This is a genomic window from Pseudanabaena sp. lw0831 (assembly GCF_016584665.1).
GTDB lineage: Bacteria > Cyanobacteriota > Cyanobacteriia > Pseudanabaenales > Pseudanabaenaceae > Pseudanabaena.
Genome location: NZ_BBJB01000023.1, coordinates 28,131 through 45,036 on the forward strand (window position 1 = coordinate 28,131; position 16,906 = coordinate 45,036).

Below are 16,906 nucleotides of genomic sequence, written 5' to 3' on the forward strand. Positions count from 1 at the left end.
CTGCGTATGGTTAAGTATTTACAGCCATTTTTTTAATCTCTGAATTAATTTCAGGTTTTTTAGCGATCGCCTCATTTACATCCATTACATCCATTACATCCATAGAAAAACCTTTAGGAAACTTGCAATTTTTAAAAGTTGCACCATACCAATCCACACCTTGCAGATTTGCATCTAAAAAATCACAATTTTCTAAGTGTGAATTTACAAATTGCGCATTTTCTAAATCTGCACCACGGAAAGAAGTCATCGCTGACATTTTGACTTTTGTAAAATGCAGATTAAAAGCCTTGGTTGCCAAAACAGCAGGCAAAAGTGCAAGTACTGCAAATAAGATTGCATAGTGAATTTCGTGATGTTTGATCCAGCTATAGCCAGCCGAAATTGCTGACGAAACTCCCACTGACATCCATACCATACCCACTGCGATCGCCCCTTTTTTATAGCCCAGATATAGCCCGAAAAGAGACATCACAAACGCGGCAATCATCACACCTATACCGACCACCGTCAAAGCTGTAGAGTTAATGGCAGCGATCACCATTAACCCAATTAGCCCCATGTATATAATAAAAAGCCTTCTTTGAGACATTGCAGCGGCTGTCGCAAAAGCAAACATCCAAACAAATGGATTTGTCATCCACCCATAGGGATTTGCGACTTCACCACCACAGCCAACTAAAACAAGTTGTCCTGAAGCCCACGCAGCTAATCCAAGGGGAACGCCCAAAATGATATGCAGCGACATTTGTATGATCTGCTTTTGGAAATTCTGCTTATCTCGACTGATCGCTGTTTCCGAGAAATCAGAGCTAACTAGACTCGCACCTCGAAAATCACAACTTTTCAATCTTGAGCCTGTAAAGTCAGCCTTCTTTTCTTCGCCTTTACGAAATTCATTTTGAAACGATTGATTCTGAAAGTCACGATAACGATAATTTACGTAGTTATCCATCGGTCAACCTCTTTGTTAAGTTAGTTTAGCGAGACAGCTAATTTAGCGCTACAGTTCCCTCAGCACATGTTGGAGTCCCATTTTGGAGAAATGGATTTGGTAGCTTTTGCTTTACACCAGTTTTGGGAGATTCACAAAGAATAGTGACCGTAGTTAGCTCTTTTTTGGCACTTGGCTGTGATTCTGATGTTTGATTTACCTTTTGATTGGAGCCTTGAGATGTTTGAGATTTTTCAGGTACAACAAATACTGCTCCGACAAAACTTTTTACATTGTCATTTTTAGGAACACCGTATTGATAAGTGACAAGATCAAAACTTTGCACCTGAAATTTAAAGTTATCAGTTTCTTCTTTTATCCCAAGTTCTAACGCAGGAATCGATCGCCCAAAAGTTTGTTTTTCAGACCAAAATGCTTGCTGCGCTCTATTCATACTCCCCACATACGTTCTGCCCTCAGAACTCCTAGCCTTATTTCCACAACCACTAAAAGAGGGTAACGCCAAAGCAATTAGTCCAAACCCCAACGAACCATAAATAATCAAACGCATAATCCATCGTCTGGCTTTTTTTGGCTTTGGTGGGGTGGCTGTATCTTGTGGCAGATCAGCGACCAGATCATGATCAAGTTCTGGCTGGTTAAGTTCAACTTGTCTAATCATGGCTATTACCTGTGGCTGCAAATTGCTGTTTCAATGATATTGCACTAATTTTTAAGATAAAGATGCGATCGCGATCGCGTCTTTTGGTGAGAATTATTACAAAACTTATTTCTAACAACTATAAGTATAAATACTTAGTTTGCTAACACAAATATCAAGACCAATTTTGGCTCATTAATGCATTTTTGAAATGACTTGATTTAGTGCTGCTATATTGTTAACTAATATATTAATTTATTAGCACCTATCCCTAAGAGTGTAGATGCGAAACTCCTTAACACTTTTTTAAGATTTATTTTCAAATCTATATACTTTATAAATCCATGTCAAACCTTTGTTTAGCAAGGATTTGCGGGTTTTAAGTATTTTATAAGAAGTCAAACGTAAAGATGTGTTAAGCTAATTTAAAATCCATATAAATACTCGTAGTTAAAGCAGGATTTAAGATTATGACCATTGCAATGGGCAGGTCGCAAGAAGTCGAAAGAGGATGGTTTGATGTCATCGACGACTGGCTAAAGCGCGACAGATTTGTATTTATTGGCTGGAGTGGCTTATTGCTATTCCCAACCGCATTTTTATCTATTGGTGGCTGGTTTACTGGCATCACCTTTGTATCATCTTGGTATAGCCACGGTTTAGCTTCTAGTTTCCTCGAAGGCTGCAACATCTTGACCGTCGCAGTATCTTCTCCACCGTTAAGCGTTGGACATTCCTTATTACTACTGTGGGGACCTGAAGCCCAAGGTGACTTCACCCGTTGGTGTCAAATTGGTGGTTTATGGACATTCCTCGCACTTCACGGTGCATTTGCACTGATCGGCTTCATGCTGCGTCAGTTTGAAATTGCTCGTCTAGTCGGTATCCGTCCTTATAATGCGATCGCATTCTCTGGCCCTATCGCTGTATTCGTATCCGTATTCTTGATGTACCCCTTGGGGCAATCTGGTTGGTTCTTCGGTCCAACCTTCGGCGTAGCTGGCATCTTTCGCTTCATCTTATTCTTACAAGGTTTTCACAACTGGACTCTGAACCCCTTCCACATGATGGGCGTAGCAGGTATTCTAGGTGGAGCATTGCTATGTGCAATTCACGGCGCAACCGTTGAGAATACATTGTTTGAAGATGGCGACACCTCAAACACCTTTAAAGCTTTCAACCCAACCCAATCTGAAGAAACCTATTCCATGGTTACAGCTAACCGCTTCTGGAGCCAAATCTTCGGTATTGCTTTCTCCAACAAGCGTTGGTTGCACTTCTTCATGCTGTTCGTTCCAGTAACTGGACTATGGTTTAGCAGCGTTGGTATTGTCGGACTAGCATTGAACTTGCGTGCTTATGACTTCGTATCTCAAGAAGTTCGCGCCGCAGAAGATCCTGAATTTGAAACCTTCTACACCAAGAACTTGCTCTTGAACGAAGGTATTCGCGCTTGGATGGCTCCTCAAGATCAGCCAGCCGAAAGATTCATCTTCCCTGAAGAAGTATTGCCTCGCGGTAACGCACTATAAATTTGAAGCTAAAAAATTGCTTGCAGCCTGTTGCAAGCAATTTTTTAAGGATAATTGCAAAATTTAGCTATCAGAAATCAGTACGGTTCTACTAGTTTTTGGATTATGATGAATCTCATCAAACGTCTAAACGTTAGCAGCTAACAATCTGATAGCTGATAGCTTAAAAATTATTTGCACTTTAAACCTATAAAAAAATTTTCTGGAGATAACCTCTCGTGACGACGACCATTAACTTAAACTCGCTAGGAGTGGGTGGGCGCACACAGGATACATCGGGCTTTGCTTGGTGGTCTGGCAACGCAAGACTCATAAACCTTTCTGGCAAACTGCTGGGTGCTCATGTCGCTCATGCTGGTTTGATTGTATTCTGGGCTGGCGCAATGACTTTGTTTGAAGTCGCGCACTTTATTCCCGAAAAGCCAATGTACGAGCAAGGATTTATCCTTCTTCCTCACCTTGCTACCCAAGGTTGGGGCGTTGGTGCTGGCGGTGAGGTTGTGGATATTTTTCCATACTTCGTAGTTGGCGTTTTACACCTTATTTCTTCGGCGGTACTTGGCTTTGGTGGAATTTACCATGCTTTGCGTGGACCTGAAGTCTTAGAAAACTACTCTTCCTTCTTTGGTTACGACTGGAAAGACAAAAACCAAATGACCAACATTATCGGGTATCACCTGATCTTGTTAGGTTGTGGTGCATTACTGCTCGTATTCAAGGCTATGTTCTTTGGTGGTCTCTATGATACATGGGCACCTGGTGGTGGCGATGTACGTGTGATCACTAATCCTACTATCAACCCAGTTGTTGTCTTTGGCTACCTGCTTAATTCACCCTTTGGTGGAGAAGGGAACATCGTTGGTGTTGATAATCTTGAAGATGTAGTCGGCGGACATATCTGGATCGGTTTAGTCTGCATTACTGGCGGTATTTGGCATATCCTCACTAAACCTTTTGGTTGGGCGCGTCGTGCCCTTGTTTGGTCTGGTGAAGCATACCTCTCTTACAGTCTTGGTGCATTGAGCTTTATGGCTTTCATTGCGACTTGCTTTGTATGGTTTAACAACACCGTTTATCCTAGCGAATTCTTTGGACCTACTGCTGCTGAAGCTTCGCAGTCTCAAGCTTTCACTTACCTTGTCCGCGACCAAAAATTGGGCGCAAACATTGCAACCTCTCAAGGTCCTACTGGTTTAGGTAAGTACTTGATGCGTTCTCCTTCGGGCGAAATCATCTTCGGTGGTGAAACAATGCGTTTCTGGGATTTCCGAGGTCCTTGGTTAGAGCCGCTTCGTGGTCCTAACGGCTTGGATATCGACAAACTTAAGAATGATGTTCAACCTTGGCAAGTACGTCGCGCTGCTGAGTACATGACTCACGCTCCTTTGGGTTCCTTAAACTCGGTTGGTGGTGTTATAACTGAAATCAATGCGGTAAACTTTGTTTCGCCTCGTTCTTGGTTGTCTACTTCCCACTTCGTATTGTCCTTCATGTTCTTAGTTGGTCACCTATGGCACGCTGGTCGCGCTCGCGCGGCTGTTGCTGGCTTTGAAAAGGGTATTGATCGTAAGGATGAAGCTGTACTATCGATGCCTGCGCTCGATAAATAAATCAAAAGATAAGAGGTGCTGTTCACCTCTTATTAATTCTTATTAATAAAAAAAAGAAAGGTAGTGATTAGTACTGCCTTTCTTTTTTTGTTTTCGCGATAATTACTAGTTACTACCAGTAAATATAACGTCAGGGAATTTACCTTGAGCTTCTGTCATGGGGCGGTTTTTCCCCTCTTGTTGCCAGTAATTAATTACTTCGGTTGCCTTATTTAAAATTTCAATCCGATCTTGATCGGCAATCCAAGGCTTGCTTTCCATTTCTGTTTTAAGTTGATCCCAAGCATCATCACGGGGCCAAAAGAAATACTTGGTGAGAGGGCTGAAACCTTTGCCAACGACTTGATCGACAGCAAGAGCTACATTATTCTCTAACCATAAGATTTTTAGAATAAACTGGGACAATGCTACCTACCTCCAAGAAAAGTTAAATTACATATTAAAGTAGCGATCTTGCAATATAACATGATTGAAACCTCTAAAGTTGACTTAAAACTATTAAGCTCAAGTATTTTTGCATTTGATATTGATGGCGTGATTCGTGATGTATCGGGTTCTTATCGCCGAGCACTAGCAGATACGGTTGAATATTTTACAAATGCAGCTTATCGTCCTACCCCAGAAGAAATCGACGAGTTAAAAGCTGAAGGAGTTTGGAACAATGACTGGGAAGCCTCACAGGAGTTAATTAAGCGATATTTTCAAGGTCTAGGCAAAGAGATCGCAATCTCCTATGAAACGATTGTGGAATTTTTTCAGGGTCGTTATCGGGGCAGAAATTCTGACTGGTCAGATGGATATATTGCGACAGAGCCGTTGATCGCGACAACGGAATATTTTCGGGGATTGACGATCGCAGGGATTGGTTGGGGATTTTTTAGTGGGGCGACAAGGGCTTCAGCTAGTTATGTCTTGCAGCGCCTAGCAATTGATGCGCCTGTGTTGATTGCCATGGAAGATGCTGCGGGTAAACCAGATCCCACGGGACTTTTACTTGCCGTGAAGCAAATTGAACTTAGACAAGATAAATCGGCAACTTTTGTTGTCTATGTTGGTGATACGGTGGCGGATATGCTGACGGTGGTAAAGGCTAGGATTTATGATCCTAGTTATCAATATCTTGCTGTTGGTGTGATTCCGCCCCATGTGGCTGAAGATTTACGCGATCGCTATGCAGCTTTACTCAAAAAGAATGGTGCCGATCTCGTTTTGAATAATGTTCTAGAGCTAACGCCACAGTTTAATCTATTGCAAAGTTAGATATATACCAAAGCACAAAAGTGTGACGACACTTTTGTGCTTTGGTATTAAATAAGCGTTAACATAGATCTGGCTTTACAAGCTATTACCTTGTTAAGAAAAAATTTATGTCAGATTCCCAGCAATATTATTTCGTGGCTGCTAGCCGTAAGTATTTGTGTGAATACGAAGGGAAACCTTTGAGTGAGACGCTATCGGAGCGTCGGCGCAATTTTGAGGCTCGCAATAAGGAAATTAATTTTTGGTTGGTTGAGCAACCTGCTTTTCTAGAAGCACCTGAGATGGCAAGCATTAAAAAGCAAATTCCTCAACCTGCGGCGGCGATCATTACAACTGATCCAAATACGATGCGTTGGCTGAAGTTAAGGCTTGAGTTTGTGGTGACAGGCGAATTTACTGCGCCTAGTGCCTCAATTACACAGCCTTTGGCTTCTTTATCGTTTGCATAATAATGAATAACCCCGCCGCAAGCGGACGGGGTATCAAATTCTTTTTTACTAGAATTACTCACACCGCAGAGCGGTGGGGGATTTACCCTCTTAGTTTAAATAAAAAATAGAGCGTACAAAGTACGCTCTATTTTTGGTACAAGAAAAGCCGCCATATGGCGGCTTTTCTATTAGATTAATGTGCTAAGGTGTGACCTTAAATTTGCTGATCAAATTGCCGATCGCTACAGATATTGTGTTTAGATCTTTTTGCAATAATTCTTTTTCTGGTTCGCATTCTCAGTATGGGGCTGCAAATTTTGGCTTTAAGTCGATCTCTACTACTACTCGAAAATATAGCGATCGCAGTTTATATAATTTATCTGCCAATGCTGAGCCACAAACTTTAGAATCAAAAAAATCACATTTTGATGTTGATCTTATTCAAAGTTTTTCAGTTCAGAAAGCAGGTAATGCGATCGTCGAATGTGAAGATATTTGGAATTGTGTAAAACATAATCCGATGGTGTCGGTCGCTTTATCGGATGGGGCAACTGAGTCTTCATTTACAAGGGAATGGGCAAGAGCCTTAGTTATGGCTTTTACAGATCGCCAGTTGCCTTGGCAAGAAATTTATGCTTGTGCCACAACTTGGCTATTACCATTACAAACAACTTGGCAGCAATGGTTAGGACAGCAAGATTTGTCTTGGTTTGCCAAACGTAAAGCAGGGGAAGGGGCTTTTGCGACTTTTGTGAGCTTGGAAGTGTTTGCAGATTTAAGTTGGAAATCTCTTGCAGTGGGAGATTCTTGTTTGTTTGTGGTGCGCGATTGCACTTTGCAAAAAAGCTTTCCTTTACAAAATAGTCATGAATTTAATAATCGTCCAAGGCTGATCGGAACCAATGTCAAGGCGGCGAATATTAATATTTCGCAAATTCATGGAGTTGCAAAATTTGGAGATCACTTTTATTTAGCGACCGATGCGATCGCCTGTTGGATTCTTAAGCAAATAGAAGCAAATCAAGATCCTTGGGTAAAATTAGAACAGATCAGGACACAAGATTTGTTTGCAAAATGGGTGACTGAATTGCGCGATCGCCATGAAATAGCCAACGACGATACAACCTTGTTGTGCCTCAAAATTCAGGATGAAACCGAAGTGCATTGTGAGTCATGACAGATATTCAAGCTTGGCCATTAAATATTGACTTTACGATCGCGGTGCAAAATCCCCACCTCTGCTTTGTCGATCCTGAGCTTAAGCAAGCAAGCACTGCCAAAAATTCACGGGGGCGAGTCTTGTTATGGTCGGGAAACTTCGCCACTGTCTACAAGCTAACTAAGGGAAATCGCTCTTGGGCAGTGCGTTGCTTTACGAGGATTCCCCAATCAGATGTTCAGCAGCGATACAGGTTAATCAGCGAATATCTCAGCCAGCATCCAATTCCTTACTTAGTTGATTTTGAATTCCTGACTCAAGGAATCCTCGTCAAAGGCGAATGGTATCCGATTCTGAAAATGGATTGGGTGCAAGGCTCAGAAATAGATCGTTATATTGGCGAATATATTGACGATTCACAAGTTCTATTGCGTTTAGATCGGCAATTGAAACAACTGCAAAAAGATCTGCAACAGGTGGGGATCGCCCATGGCGATTTGCAGCATGGAAATATCATGGTTGACTCTGAGGGAGAGCTAAAGCTGGTTGACTATGACGGTATGTATGTTCCCGCATTGCGAGGGGCTCCGCCCCTTGAGGTGGGGCATCCTAACTATCAGCCACCGATGCGATCTTCCAAGGACTTTGGCGATCGCCTTGATGAATTTTCTTTTGAGGTAATTTCCTTATCACTTCGCGCTTTAGCAAGTCAACCTAATCTTTGGGAGACATTCCATGAAGATAATAAAAATTTGATTTTTCGGCAAAACGATTTTCAAGAGCCTGAGTTATCCCCTGTGTTTCAGTCGATCTCCAATATCCCTGATGATGAAACCCGTGAACTATGCGATCGCCTGATCCGCCGATGTCATGGCGAAGATCGGCAAGACCAGCCTGAGCAGCCATTACGAAGAGACAAACTTATAGTTACGCAATATAAGATGTTTTTAGTTTTGGGATTAGCTGTCTTCGCTATTGTTTGCCTTATTTTTTGGCCGGCAAAAAAAAATCCATCGCAACCTCAGCCTCCCGTAACTAACATTCCCACAAATCCGCCATTAAGCTCTCCTTCTCCCACAAATCCCCCCACTCCCGTCGCTGTGGCAGCCCCAAAACTAATCCCAATCACAGCTGCAACTTTACAAGCTAAATATGCCGAGGGTCAGCGCGATTTTCGCTATGTGCAGTTGACTGGCAATCAAGGCGATCGCATACAAGGTCAAGACTTTAGCAATATTAACCTCAGTGGTTCAGTCCTAGAGCGAGTCGATTTACGCCAAGTCATCTTTAAAAATGCAAATTTGAGCGGCATTAAAATCGTTAAAGTCGATCTCCGAGGCGCTGATCTGAGTAATTCTAGTCTTGTTGACGCAAACTTATCTTTTTCTAATCTGACTGAAGCAAATTTATCTCAAGCAAATTTATTGCGGGCAAACTTATCACAGTCCAAATTAGTCTCAGCGCTTTTACCAAAAGCAGAGCTAATGAGATCAAATCTGAGTGAAGCCGATCTCAGTTCGGCAAATCTCAAAGGCGCAAATTTAGTACTTGCAAACCTTCGCAAAGCTAATCTAGTTAAGGCAAATCTGAGTGAGAGTAATTTAGGTGCAGCTAATCTGAGTGAGGCGATCTTAGATGAAGCCGATTTATCCTCAGCAGACTTGCGATCGGCGGAGCTACACTTGACGAATCTTTCTAATGCAAATCTGAGTTCGGCTAATCTAACAGCAGCGAAACTAGTTTTGATCGAGTTTGCAGGGGCAAATCTTAATGGAGCAAATTTTCGCAATGCGATCGTTGAAAATATTGGCAGCATCGAAGCGGCAAATTTTACTAATGCTTTAAATCTTGCTCCAAATATTCGCAAGTATTTCTGCTCTTTAGCTTCTGGCAACGCTGCTGAGACTGGGATCTCTACAAAATCAACTCTTAATTGTTTGCCATGAATCAACATAAAAACCAATATTTTTTTCAGGGGTGGCGAAGCCCCCCCCCTGAAAAAAATATTGGTTTTTATATAAGCGATCGCTATTCGCATTCTTGGAACTCGAATCGGTATTTGACGATTCCACGACAACCATCCAAAGCGCTATTTTTCAATTCTAAGACCATAAACAAATCATCTGGAACTAGGTACTCACACTTTAGTCCCTTTTCTTTTGCGGAAATAAATCCGAAACGTGAATAGTATTCTGGATATCCCAACACCACCACAGCTTTGCATCCTAAATCAGAGCATTTCTCTAAACTATGTTTAATCAATAGAGATCCAATTCCCTGCCGTTGATATTGAGGCAATATTGCTAATGGTGCTAATCCAAGAATCATTAATTCTTCAGAGCGTTTTTCGTCGATCGTAACGGGACTAAAGAAAATATGACCAACAATTTGTTCTGATTCTATAGCAACAAAAGAAAGTGTATTGTCAATTCCCCTTAACTGATCGACTAAGTTAGCCTCATTCTCTCGTCCAAAGGCTGCGATATTAACCGTACGAATTGCATCTATATCTTCTGGACGTTCGTCTTGAATTTCCATCAGTTTAGGTAAATAAAATAGTCCCTTAGATAATAGGTCACGGCGATCGCCGTGACCTATGTTTAGACCTATCAAAAAGTAAAAGTGGTAAAAGGTAATTACTATTACTTTTTGGTTTTATGTCACCAACGGCTATAAGTTGTCTCAGATAAAGAGTAAAATCGATATAATTGACTAAAATCGTCAAAATTAACACTTAAATTTTAACTCTTAGCAATTTACTGCTAGTCTAAAAAGCGCTAAAAGAGTATCACCGTAATGATCGAAGAAGAAAACAACCTAATTTCTGACGACCTCATCGACGAAGATGATGAGGTGCTTGAGTCTCGGCTGCAACAACTTGCAACCGAAGAATTAAATCAAATCACAAATCCAGAAACGTCTGTGCCAGAGGACTCTCAAGCATCCGCGACTACAAGCGAATCAAAACCTGAAGCAAGTAAAGCAACAGCAGCAGCAGCAGCAACGCTAGACAAAATTAATGGTTTAATCGCTGAGTCAACATCGCTTAGAGAGCAGTTAGATGATCGCAAGCAGCAATACTTACGACTCTATGCCGACTTCGAGAATTTTCGCAAACGTACAGAGCGCGATAAAGAAGAGCAAGAAGGCACAATTACAGGCAAGATCCTCAAAAAAATATTGCCTGTAGTTGACGATTTTGAACGGGCGCAGTTACAAATTTCACCAAAAACTGATGGTGAAGCATCAATTCACAAAAGTTATCAATCTGTATACAAGCAGTTACTCAAATGCCTCAAAGAGACAGGTGTAGTAAGAATGGAGTGTGTTGGTCAAGGCTTTGACCCTAATTTCCATGAAGCAATTATGCAAGAACCATCGTCTGAATATGACGAAGGCATAATTACTGAGGAATTGCGCCCAGGATATTTAGTCAGTGACGACCGAGTTTTGCGACATTCTCTGGTTAAGGTATCATCTGGGAAAATTGATGGTGGTGGTGCACCCTCTGAAAGTACTTCTGAAGATAGCTCAAGCGAATCTAACTAAAACAAATATTTCAAGATTGCGATCGCGATTGCATCTTGAAATGCATTCTTAGGGTACATTATTCAGAAATTCATTAAGCTAAACTTTTAAAAAGCTTTTAACGGAACTTGCGATTATGTCGAAAGTAATTGGGATCGACCTTGGTACGACAAACAGTTGTGTTTCTGTTTTAGAGGGTGGTAAGCCTGTTGTCATCTCTAGTGCAGAGGGGGGACGAACCACACCGAGTATTGTCGCTTTTGTTAAAGACAGCAACGAGCGAATTGTTGGGCAGGTTGCTAAGCGCCAATCGGTTACCAACTCTGTAAATACGGTTTACAGTATCAAGCGTTTTATTGGTCGTAGCTGGGACGAGACTGAACAGGAGCGCAGCCGCGTTCCTTATACTGCAGTCAAGGGTAAAGATAACACTGTCGATGTCCAGATTGGCGATCGCGCCTACACTCCCCAAGAAATATCGGCAATGATCTTGCAAAAGCTGAAGCAAGATGCCGAAAACTATCTAGGTGAAGAAGTGACACAAGCGGTTATTACCGTACCTGCCTATTTTACCGATACTCAGCGCCAAGCTACCAAGGATGCTGGCGCAATTTCGGGCATGGAGGTATTGCGCATTGTCAACGAACCTACGGCTGCGGCTCTAGCCTATGGATTGGACAAGCAAGATCAAGATCAGATTGTTCTAGTGTTTGACCTTGGCGGCGGTACGTTTGATGTGTCCGTACTACAACTTGGCGATGGTATTTTTGAAGTCAAGGCTACTTCAGGAAATAATCACCTTGGTGGTGATGACTTTGACGCAGTGATCGTGGATTGGATGGTTGCGGACTTCAAGCAAAAAGAAGGTATTGACTTAACTGCAGATAAGACTGCCTTGCAGCGTCTCAAAGAAGCCGCAGAAAAAGCCAAAATCGAGCTTTCTAGCGCACCTTCAACTTTAATTAGCTTGCCATTTATTGCCTCTGATGCCACGGGACCAAAGACTATTGAACTAGACTTTACCCGATCTAAATTTGATGAGATTACGGCATCCTTAGTCAAATCAACACTCGAACCAACGGCTCAAGCTCTCAAAGATGCGGGGTTATTACCGAAAGAAATCAATCGGATTATTTTGGTTGGTGGCTCCACCCGTATTCCTTCAGTACAGGATGCGATCTCCAGATTTTTTGATGGCAAAAAACCAGACCAATCGGTTAACCCTGATGAAGCTGTTGCGATCGGCGCTGCTGTGCAAGCGGGGATATTAGGCGGCGAGGTGAAGGATCTCTTATTACTAGACGTAATTCCCCTTTCAATCGGACTAGAAACTCAAGGCGGTGTATTTACTAAAAACCTAGAACGTAACACCACCATCCCTACTAGCAAGTCCCAGATTTTCTCCACCGCAGTTGACAATCAATCGGCAGTAGAAATCCATGTCCTCCAAGGCGAACGGGCTATGGCAAAGGACAATAAGAGCCTCGGCAAATTTGAGCTAGAAGGCATTCGTCCCGCACCTCGAGGTATTCCGCAGATCGAAGTTTCTTTTGATATTGACGCTAACGGTATTCTCAAGGTATCAGCGCGAGATATTGATACTGGGGTTGAGCAAAGTATTAGCATCACCAACACAGGTGGCTTGAGCCCTAGCGAAATTGAGAGAATGCGGATGGAAGCTGAGGTCTATTCTGAGGAAGATGACGCTCGTCGTGAATTAGCGAATATGCGTAACCAAGCATCCAACCTGATTCGCACTGTTGAAGAAATCCTCAGAGACAATGGACCCTCGGTGATCACTACAAGTTTGCGCGAACCTACGCTCAAAAACATGGAAGCTCTCAAGAATTTATATGAAGCTGAAGAAGCTACCTATGAAGACATCCAAACTGCAATTAAACCGTTGCAGCAATCACTATTTGAAGTGACTCAAACAGTTGAGAAGTACTCTCAAGTTGAGCGGGTGAAGCAAAAACCAGGCGACAGCTTAGAATAAAACTGAAGGGCGATGCTTTACATCGCCCTTCAATTTTACTGCGATCGCAAAGCGCTGTATGATGACAAAGTTACACTTGTATTTTTGGCTACAGTTGTCGTATTTCAACATAGACAATTAACGCTTATTCTGTAAACCGTGAGCCGCTATGTCACTGTTTGATTGGTTTGCTGAAACCCGTTCCCGTGCAGGTGAAGCATATCACCGCAAGACTCCTAATCTAAATCAAAATTCTCAAGAACGTGAAATTCCTGACGGTTTATGGCACAAATGTTCTAGTTGTGGCGCATTAACTTATGTAAAAGATCTAAAAATCAATTTGATGGTTTGTCCAGAATGTGGTCATCACAATCAGGTCAATGCCTATGAGCGCATAGCTCAGTTGATTGATTCTGGTACATGGCAAGAAATGGATGCAGATTTAACTTCCTGCGATCCCCTAGGTTTTAAAGATCGTAAACCTTATATAGATCGCATCAAAGAATATAAGCAAAAAACTGGTTTAAGTGATGGGGTGATCACTGGAACTGGCAAGATCGATGGCTGTGATGCTGCAATGGCAGTAATGGATTTTCGCTTTATGGGCGGCAGTATGGGATCGGTAGTCGGTGAAAAAATTACCCGTATGCTAGAGACTGCGACTGCAAAACGTTTTCCTGCTTTGATATTTTGTGCTTCGGGTGGAGCACGGATGCAAGAGGGGATTTTGAGCTTAATGCAGATGGCGAAGACTTCGGCAGCTCTGGAGCGTCATCGGCAAGCTAATTTACTTTATATCCCCGTTTTGACAAATCCCACTACGGGCGGCGTGACTGCGAGTTTTGCCATGCTCGGCGATATTATTCTGGCTGAACCTAAAGCTTTAATCGGTTTTACAGGGCGGCGAGTCATCGAGCAGACCCTCAAGCAAAAAATTCCTGAAGGTTTTCAATCATCAGAATATTTGCTCGATCATGGTTTTGTAGATGCGGTTGTACCAAGAACTAAGCTCAAGCAAAGTTTGGCAATGATTTTGAAAATGCATCAGCCGCAAGAGTTAATTGCTAATAATCAAAATCTTAATGGTGCTACTAAGTCGGGAACCCATGCTATGTCTGATAGTTCGCTAAGCTTATGAACCAATTTTTGAGTGGCGCGGCGAAGCCGCGCCACTCAAAAATTGGTTCTTATCTATATTTAATTAAGGGACATACAGAAAATAATTGATCCCAAAAATGTTGAGGTGGGCTAAGCCCACCTCAACATTTTTGTGTTTTATATGGATCATTTTTTCGTTGGATTCCCCTAATTTCACAGACGAACGAAGTAGGCCCGGCTCGTCCGGGAGACGAGAACGAGTACCTACACCAAGTTAGCCTCTGAGGTGCATCTGGAGCGATCGCTAGATTTATGGCAAGGCGTGGAGAGTCAATCGCTAACTTAATTGCGTTTTCTGGTTCACAAACTCCCCACTCGATCAGGTTATTCACAGCTTTAATTAGAGGAAGAGTCGTACCTGAGAGCGTTCCATCGGGTAATCGCGCTGTGCCATTTTTAATCGTAATCTGGCGATCGTCCCAAGGATAAGTGCCATCAGCTAAGCCAAGAGGTGCAAGCGCATCGCTGACTAGAAAAACTTTGTTTGTCATTCGATAAAGCAGTTTTACCATCTGTGGTGAAACATGAACGCCATCGGCGATTAACCCACACCAAACCCGATCGCTTAAAATTGCTTCTCCTAATAAACCGACATCGCGATGATGCAGACTAGGCATCGCATTAAAGGCATGAGTCACCATCGTGGCTCCTTGCTCGACCGCCATTCTCGTTTGTTCTGCATTTGCCATAGAGTGACCTAGGCTGACGATGATATTGCGATCGCGTAAATATTTTATGGTTTCGCCTGTGGGATCGAGTTCGGGCGCTAGGGTGACAAGTTTAATTATTTCGGTGTAATCGCCTAATACTTGCTGCAATGTATCGAGATTAAGCGGTAATAAATGTTGCTGAGGATGTGCGCCCCTTTTGTCGGGATGAAGAAATGGCCCTTCGAGATGTACGCCTAAAATTTTGGCTTCGAGAGGATTAGGATTTCGCTTTTGATTGGCGATCGCTTCAGCTAGAAAAAGTAGAGATCGATGAGTTTGCTCAATTGATGTAGTAACAAGTGTAGGCAAAAATCCATCCAGTCCCTGTTGATATAAAAACTGACAAATTTCTGGTAATTTGAGTGCGCGATCGCGATTTAGGTCATTAAAAGGAATACCTAAAGCTCCATTAATTTGGAGATCGATCGCTCCTTGGGTAGAACAAATAATTTCGCGTAAACCTGTCATGCTAGTTTCAACTTGAGAATTTAAAACCCTTATTGGGTTTGGTTTCCAATTCCCGAAAGTGTAGGTACACTTTCGGGAATTGGTATTACACGATCGCCTGATTAGCAACGTTGCTGTTGATCGCTTCACCCAATGATTCTTTAAGAGCGCGAACGGTCGCAATCATGGAAACTACATCATTCAATTGGTTAACTGCGGAACCAACGCCAACACCTGAAGCGCCAGCAGCGATCGCCATCGGTGCAGTGATATTGCTCAAACCAGAAGCGCACATTACGGGGATGGAAACTGCGCGGCTAATGGCATGGGCAGCAGCAAGGGTAGGTGATGCTTTTTCGATCGCACCGAGGATACCCGCATGAGTTGGAGCCGAGCTTGTACCGCCTTCGGTTTGGATGATGTCAGCACCGATCGCTTCGAGTTTCTCGGCGAGTGTGACTTGCTCATCGAGAGGTAAGGTGTGAGGAACTGTTACCGAGATAGCGGTATGTGGTAATAAGGCTCTGGTTTCTTCGGTCAAAGCAATGATTTCATCAGCGGTGAAAATCCGACCTTGAGTGTAGAAGCTATCATAGTTACCGATTTCGACGAGATCTGCCCCATTAGCAACAGCATCAGCCAATTGTTGAGCATTCACTGCGGATACACAAATAGGCAAGGAGCAATTAGCCTTAGCGATCGCAATTAGTTCAGCATCAGCAGCAATATCAACAAATGTAGCGCCACCGCGATCGGCTGCTTGCACGACCATTTTCACGGAGTTGCGATCGAAGTTGTGAAGCCCGCTAATAATCTTGAGGGTGTTGCGGCGGCTAAAGGCGGTTGCTAAGGTAAGAGGTAAACGAGACATAATCTTTGTCATCCTAATAGACTGAATATATGATGTAGGACTACTTTAACGTGATTTTGCGTAAAACCCAAAGAGTGTAAGACTTCGCTTTGCGCCACCTCACACTCTTTGGGGATATGTAATACCAAAGAAATGTTGTTGAATTACCATCCCTAAGGTTGCGTCTCCTAAAGGCAATTGACCATTAAGCACATACTGATGATTCTGCCAGATGGTCTGCAACTCTTGCTCTTTGATCTCCATCTCGGCAGCAGGAAATAATTGTAAATGCCGATCGTAGCGAATCATTTCTCTAGTGCGATTTAAATTATTCGCAGAAAAGACTGTAGTTCGTTCCCAATCTTCCATTTCACCTTCTACACACATCCAAGTAGATTGGCAACCATCGGAAAGCCAAGCCAGTTTGCGCAAAATCACGCCATCTAGAGAGTGTTCATAATCTAATTGATCATTGCTAGTGTCGATCGCAATAAAAATCACCTCGCCAAATTCTTCTGAAAGCTCTTGGGTTAAATATTCCTCTCCCTCGAATATTCCATCCATATAGCGATCGCCAAAATCACAGACAATCCAGTCTGAATTAGGAATTGGCTCAGGCTTTGGAAGTTTTTCTTGCACTTTGGCGATCGG

General features: G+C 42.7%; 16 protein-coding genes. 9 read left to right on the forward strand and 7 right to left on the reverse strand.

The window, feature by feature from the left end; translation table 11 throughout:
* Positions 1-10: 10 nt before the first annotated feature.
* Both APA_RS04945 and APA_RS04950 read right to left on the reverse strand, forming a co-directional pair.
* The gene (locus APA_RS04945; RefSeq protein WP_201321205.1) at positions 11-955 is read right to left on the reverse strand and encodes a pentapeptide repeat-containing protein; all 945 of its coding nucleotides are present in this window, start codon (positions 953-955) and stop codon (positions 11-13) included.
* A gap of 37 nt (positions 956-992) precedes the next feature.
* On the reverse strand, positions 993-1,616 hold the full coding sequence (locus APA_RS04950; RefSeq protein ID WP_201321206.1) for a type IV pilin-like G/H family protein: 624 nt from the start codon (positions 1,614-1,616) through the stop codon (positions 993-995).
* 449 nt (positions 1,617-2,065) lie between these two features.
* Here APA_RS04950 and psbD point away from each other — a divergent pair, with 449 nt between their 5' ends.
* Both psbD and psbC read left to right on the forward strand, forming a co-directional pair.
* Positions 2,066-3,127, forward strand: a complete 1,062-nt coding sequence (psbD, locus tag APA_RS04955; protein ID WP_201321207.1) for a photosystem II D2 protein (photosystem q(a) protein) — start codon at positions 2,066-2,068, stop codon at positions 3,125-3,127.
* 218 nt (positions 3,128-3,345) lie between these two features.
* Positions 3,346-4,737 (forward strand): photosystem II reaction center protein CP43, encoded by a 1,392-nt coding sequence (psbC, locus tag APA_RS04960; protein ID WP_201321208.1) that lies wholly within the window; start codon positions 3,346-3,348, stop codon positions 4,735-4,737.
* 105 nt (positions 4,738-4,842) lie between these two features.
* On the opposite strand, the gene APA_RS04965 is transcribed toward psbC, so the two are convergent.
* Positions 4,843-5,142: a 30S ribosomal protein PSRP-3 gene (locus APA_RS04965; protein ID WP_094530228.1), complete on the reverse strand. Its 300-nt coding sequence runs from the start codon at positions 5,140-5,142 to the stop codon at positions 4,843-4,845.
* Positions 5,143-5,202: 60 nt separating this feature from the next.
* Here APA_RS04965 and APA_RS04970 point away from each other — a divergent pair, with 60 nt between their 5' ends.
* The 4 genes from APA_RS04970 to APA_RS04985 all read left to right on the forward strand — a co-directional run bounded on the left by APA_RS04970 (position 5,203) and on the right by APA_RS04985 (position 9,533).
* Positions 5,203-5,997: a TIGR01548 family HAD-type hydrolase gene (locus tag APA_RS04970; protein ID WP_201321209.1), complete on the forward strand. Its 795-nt coding sequence runs from the start codon at positions 5,203-5,205 to the stop codon at positions 5,995-5,997.
* Positions 5,998-6,104: 107 nt separating this feature from the next.
* On the forward strand, positions 6,105-6,446 hold the full coding sequence (locus tag APA_RS04975; RefSeq protein ID WP_201321210.1) for an MgPME-cyclase complex family protein: 342 nt from the start codon (positions 6,105-6,107) through the stop codon (positions 6,444-6,446).
* Between the two features lie 190 nt (positions 6,447-6,636).
* Positions 6,637-7,605, forward strand: coding sequence for a hypothetical protein (locus APA_RS04980; protein WP_201321211.1), 969 nt, complete (start codon positions 6,637-6,639; stop codon positions 7,603-7,605).
* A complete protein-coding gene (locus APA_RS04985) occupies positions 7,602-9,533 on the forward strand; it encodes a pentapeptide repeat-containing protein (protein WP_201321212.1) in 1,932 nt (643 codons plus the stop codon). Before APA_RS04980 ends, APA_RS04985 begins: the two co-directional genes overlap by 4 nt.
* Before the next feature lie 82 nt (positions 9,534-9,615).
* Here the strand turns inward: APA_RS04985 and APA_RS04990 are convergent, their stop codons facing one another.
* Positions 9,616-10,200, reverse strand: a complete 585-nt coding sequence (locus APA_RS04990) for a GNAT family N-acetyltransferase (protein WP_236579413.1) — start codon at positions 10,198-10,200, stop codon at positions 9,616-9,618.
* Positions 10,201-10,383: 183 nt separating this feature from the next.
* Between APA_RS04990 and grpE the strand changes: the two genes are divergently transcribed.
* The 3 genes from grpE (at position 10,384) to accD (ending at position 14,228) form a co-directional block, all read left to right on the forward strand.
* Positions 10,384-11,136: a nucleotide exchange factor GrpE gene (grpE, locus tag APA_RS04995; RefSeq protein ID WP_201321213.1), complete on the forward strand. Its 753-nt coding sequence runs from the start codon at positions 10,384-10,386 to the stop codon at positions 11,134-11,136.
* A 115-nt stretch (positions 11,137-11,251) separates the two neighbouring features.
* Positions 11,252-13,111, forward strand: a complete 1,860-nt coding sequence (gene dnaK, locus APA_RS05000; protein ID WP_201321214.1) for a molecular chaperone DnaK — start codon at positions 11,252-11,254, stop codon at positions 13,109-13,111.
* 148 nt (positions 13,112-13,259) lie between these two features.
* Positions 13,260-14,228, forward strand: a complete 969-nt coding sequence (accD, locus tag APA_RS05005) for an acetyl-CoA carboxylase, carboxyltransferase subunit beta (protein ID WP_201321215.1) — start codon at positions 13,260-13,262, stop codon at positions 14,226-14,228.
* Between the two features lie 121 nt (positions 14,229-14,349).
* On the opposite strand, the gene nagA is transcribed toward accD, so the two are convergent.
* The 3 genes from nagA to APA_RS05020 all read right to left on the reverse strand — a co-directional run bounded on the left by nagA (position 14,350) and on the right by APA_RS05020 (position 16,894).
* Positions 14,350-15,426 carry an N-acetylglucosamine-6-phosphate deacetylase gene (gene nagA, locus APA_RS05010; RefSeq protein WP_201321216.1) on the reverse strand — a complete coding sequence of 359 codons (1,077 nt, stop codon included), beginning with the start codon at positions 15,424-15,426 and terminating at the stop codon, positions 14,350-14,352.
* 85 nt (positions 15,427-15,511) lie between these two features.
* Positions 15,512-16,276 carry a DUF561 domain-containing protein gene (locus APA_RS05015; RefSeq protein ID WP_201321217.1) on the reverse strand — a complete coding sequence of 255 codons (765 nt, stop codon included), beginning with the start codon at positions 16,274-16,276 and terminating at the stop codon, positions 15,512-15,514.
* A gap of 99 nt (positions 16,277-16,375) precedes the next feature.
* Entirely contained in the window at positions 16,376-16,894 is a 519-nt protein-coding gene (locus APA_RS05020) for a hypothetical protein (protein ID WP_201321218.1), read from the reverse strand.
* Between the last annotated feature and the right edge of the window lie 12 nt (positions 16,895-16,906).

Bases quoted from the DNA above. Each gene is read 5' to 3' on its own strand.
- APA_RS04945 (WP_201321205.1), bottom strand. From the start codon at position 955: ATGGATAACTACGTAAATTATCGTTATCGTGACTTTCAGAATCAATCG.
- APA_RS04950 (WP_201321206.1), bottom strand. From the start codon at position 1,616: ATGATTAGACAAGTTGAACTTAACCAGCCAGAACTTGATCATGATCTG.
- psbD (WP_201321207.1), top strand. From the start codon at position 2,066: ATGACCATTGCAATGGGCAGGTCGCAAGAAGTCGAAAGAGGATGGTTT.
- APA_RS04970 (WP_201321209.1), top strand. From the start codon at position 5,203: ATGATTGAAACCTCTAAAGTTGACTTAAAACTATTAAGCTCAAGTATT.
- APA_RS04975 (WP_201321210.1), top strand. From the start codon at position 6,105: ATGTCAGATTCCCAGCAATATTATTTCGTGGCTGCTAGCCGTAAGTAT.
- APA_RS04985 (WP_201321212.1), top strand. From the start codon at position 7,602: ATGACAGATATTCAAGCTTGGCCATTAAATATTGACTTTACGATCGCG.
- grpE (WP_201321213.1), top strand. From the start codon at position 10,384: ATGATCGAAGAAGAAAACAACCTAATTTCTGACGACCTCATCGACGAA.
- dnaK (WP_201321214.1), top strand. From the start codon at position 11,252: ATGTCGAAAGTAATTGGGATCGACCTTGGTACGACAAACAGTTGTGTT.
- accD (WP_201321215.1), top strand. From the start codon at position 13,260: ATGTCACTGTTTGATTGGTTTGCTGAAACCCGTTCCCGTGCAGGTGAA.
- nagA (WP_201321216.1), bottom strand. From the start codon at position 15,426: ATGACAGGTTTACGCGAAATTATTTGTTCTACCCAAGGAGCGATCGAT.
- APA_RS05015 (WP_201321217.1), bottom strand. From the start codon at position 16,276: ATGTCTCGTTTACCTCTTACCTTAGCAACCGCCTTTAGCCGCCGCAAC.